Below are 3,785 nucleotides of genomic sequence, written 5' to 3' on the forward strand. Positions count from 1 at the left end.
AATAGGTATGCTATTTATAATTTATATTGCTTAGGGTATTTTGAATTAGGTTAATATATTAATAATATTAATAATTTTAAAATAATATTAATAATTTTTGTAATCATTTAAAATAATCATATCTTATTTGATATTATCAATTTTTGAGGGTAATTATGACTGGACATTCTTTAAATAATATTAAGGAGATAATAAAAAAAGATTTAAAGGCAACAATATCTAATCCTATTGTAACAATTGTCTTAATTGCAATAATTTTTCTCCCTTCCCTTTATGCTCTATTAAATATACAAGCATGTTGGGATCCATATGGAAATACGGGAAATGTAGAATTTGCAATTGCTAATTTGGATAAAGGTACTACTTTTGAAGGTATGCATATTAATATTGGAAATGAACTAGTGGATGAACTAAAAAATAATACTAAATTTAAATGGAAATTTGTCTCTGAGAAAAATTTGAGAAAAGGAGTTTACAAGGGTCATTATTATGCCGGTATAGTAATACCTAAAAACCTGAGTAAAAATGTTGTCTCGATTTCCTCAGACCATCCTAAACAGGCACAACTAGAATATGTTGTAAATGTTAAATCTAATCCTGTTGCAACTAAACTTACAGATACTGGTGCAAATACAGTTTATACTTCGTTGAATGCAAAAATTGTTGAAGTTATTAACATGGCAGCATATGGAAAACTTGGAGAATTACAGGCAGGTCTTGCAGATGGTGCTAGTCAATTAGCTGGTGGTGCAGGTCAACTTCAAGACGGTGCAAATCAGGTTTCTGCAGGAGCAGGACAAGTTAAAGGTGGTGCAGGACAAGTTAAAGGTGGTGCAGGTCAACTTCACAAAGGAGTAACTGATGTTAAAAAAGGTGCAAAACAAGTTGATAAAGGGTCAAAACAAGTTAAAAAAGGTTCTGAAGAATTAGAATCCGCAGTGGATTCTTCTTTACTTCCAGATGGCCCTGTTAAAAAATATGTTGACAGTAGTTCTCAACTTGCAAATGGTACTGCTAGTTTAGCAGATGGTTCTGTTCAATTAGCTAATGGTTCTACTCAGCTTGCAGGAGGAGCTAATGATTTAGCAGGAGGTTCATTAGAATTAGCTGAAGGTTCATTATCTCTTGCAGCAGGTGCAGAATTACTTGGAACTTCAGCAGCAGGTGCATTATTTACAGCTGCTAGTTCACTTGGAGCTACGGCAAATCAACTTTCAGCAATTACTGGTATTAATGAATCTGTTCTTGGTGATTATTTCCTTTCACCAGTTAAATTAGATAGACAGGAAATGTTCTCTGTTCCAGATTATGGATCTAATGTAGCTCCATTTTACTTAGTATTATCTATGTGGGTTGGTGCATTAATTACATGTGTTATGATGGAACCTAAATCAAGTGCAGGAACAAAATATTCTCCATTTGAGATGTATACAGGTAAATTATTGATTTATATTATAATGAGTATTTTACAAGCATGTGTTACTATAATAGGAGCTCATTTATTAGGTGTTCATATTACTAACTATCCACTGTTTATATTTTCTGCCATACTAGTATCGGTAATATTTATGATTTTTTCATATTCGATTATTTCGGCAATTGGAACAGTTGGAAAAGCAGTAATGGTAGTTCTTTTAGTTCTTCAGATTTCTGCAACCGGAGGAATATATCCTATTCAGATTATGCATAAGTTTTTCCAGTCTTTATATCCGTATATGCCAATGACTTATGCTATCCGATTAGTTCGTGAAGCACAATTAGGTGTTGTTTGGGGAAATTATATTCCAGCTTTAGCAGTTCTTTTAGCTATAGGACTTGCTACTATTGTTGTATGTGTCCTTATTAAAGAAAAAGCAGATAAAGCTTCAAAATACTTTGATGAACGTTTAGAGGAAAGTGGATTATTTTAATTGATAACAATAAGATTTATTTAATTATGGAGCGAAAGAAATGAAAAAGAGTTTAATGATTATTTTATTAATTACTTGTATGGTATTTAGTTTATCGGCTGTTGCTGCAGCTGAGATTGATGTAAATGGAGATACATCAGTTGAAATAAACAACATTGACCAAAATATTATAAATCCTGTAGATACTTCTGTTTCTTCTTCTAAATCTATTGACGAAGATATAGATTATTGTTCTAATCATATTAATCAAGGAGCAGGTTCTTCTAATAATGTTAATCAGTGTGTAGATTCTTCTTCTCAAAGTATGGGTAAAGGAAAAGTTATATCTGATTCATCTAAGGTTAATAGTGTGCAATCTGCTAATAGTGGTCTTGTTGTTAAGTCTGGTACTTTTAGTGAATTGCAATTATTAATTCTTGCAGCAAAAGAGGGAGATGTTATTCGTCTAACTCAAGATTATAAGTATGATACTAATTTCTTACTTAAAACAGGAATTTTTATAAATAAAAATATTACTATTGATGGTAATGGCCATACTATTGACGGAAGGGGCAAAACTAGGATTTTTAATATTAACTATGGAAAACATTTCCAATACAATAAAGTTATATTAAAAAATATTAAATTTAAAAATGGACGAGGTCGTTTTTATGGCGGTGCAATATTGAATTTTGGAAATTTAACAGTTAATAATTGTTATTTTGCAAATAATTATGCAGGTACTGCAGGTGGTGCTATTAATTCTTTAGGTTCTTTAAATTTAAAAAATTCTAAGTTTTATAAGAATTCTGCTGGTGGAGATGCAGGTGCTGTTTTTTCACTTACACTTAAAAATGGTGCAAGCTTCTTTGAGAAGTACTTCCACGATAAAAATGCAACTGAAGATTTAGAACTTCTTTTTTCAATTATAATGAGTTCTGCTCTTCAACCAGGTAAAGACCATATATCTAACTGTGTATTTAATTCTAATCATGCTAAAGGTAATGGTGGAGGTGCAGTTTACGCATTTTCCCATATTGATATTAAATCTTCTAACTTTAATAATAACCGTGCAGATTTAAAAGGAGGAGCAGTATACGGTTGTAAAGATTTATTTATTAAAAATTCTAATTTTAATAATAATAAAGTATCAAAATACGGCGGAGCAGTTTATTTCAAATGCCACAGTCAATCAGGATATTATAAAAAAGGTAAATGGATTTCAACTATTAAATATTACAAAAACAAAATAGAAGGTTCAACCTTCACATCCAATGTTGCTGGTGAAAGAGGTGGTGCTATCTATGGTTTTAAATACTATGATTCTGATAAAAAACACTGTGCAAAAGCAGTAAAATGTATTTTCAGTGATAATAAAGCACCAAACGGTAAAGATATTTACGGCGGAACCATTAAAAATAGTGTATATAAAAATACTAAAATTGCACTACAAAAAATTATTGTTAGTAAATCTCTTAAAAAATTAACATTACAGGCTTTGTTTAAAAAAGGTTCTGCTGCAATTAAAAATAAGATTGTTACCTTTAAATTTAGTGGCCTTACATTTAAGGCTAAAACCAATTCTAAAGGTATTGCTAAAGTTAAAATCTCACACAATATATTAAAAAGACTTAAAGTTGGTAATATTGTAATATATTCAGCTAGTTTAAATGGTGTTTCAGCTAAAAAATATACAATAGTTTTAAAGTAAATGCAATGCATTTACCTAATCTTTTTTTTATTTCTAGTCTCTTAAAACCATTAATCCTAAACAAATATTTAGGTAGGTTTGTAATTTGTAAACTATTCTAAAATGTTTATAGATCAGTGTTTTGTTAAATATTAGAAATAATGTTTGAAAGGTGTTATGATTGTTTGAAAATATTTTTTCAAGTA

2 protein-coding genes are annotated in these 3,785 nt (G+C 30.0%); both read left to right on the plus strand.

The window, feature by feature from the left end:
- Nucleotides 1-155: 155 nt before the first annotated feature.
- Nucleotides 156-1,910 (plus strand): YhgE/Pip family protein, encoded by a 1,755-nt coding sequence (locus ACKI5C_RS02875; protein WP_407431726.1) that lies wholly within the window; start codon nt 156-158, stop codon nt 1,908-1,910.
- 40 nt (nt 1,911-1,950) lie between these two features.
- On the plus strand, nt 1,951-3,600 hold the full coding sequence (locus tag ACKI5C_RS02880; protein ID WP_407431727.1) for a hypothetical protein: 1,650 nt from the start codon (nt 1,951-1,953) through the stop codon (nt 3,598-3,600).
- Nucleotides 3,601-3,785: the final 185 nt, after the last annotated feature.

The sequence above is a fragment of the Methanobrevibacter sp. genome, from assembly GCF_045646045.1.
Classification (GTDB): Archaea; Methanobacteriota; Methanobacteria; order Methanobacteriales; family Methanobacteriaceae; genus Methanocatella.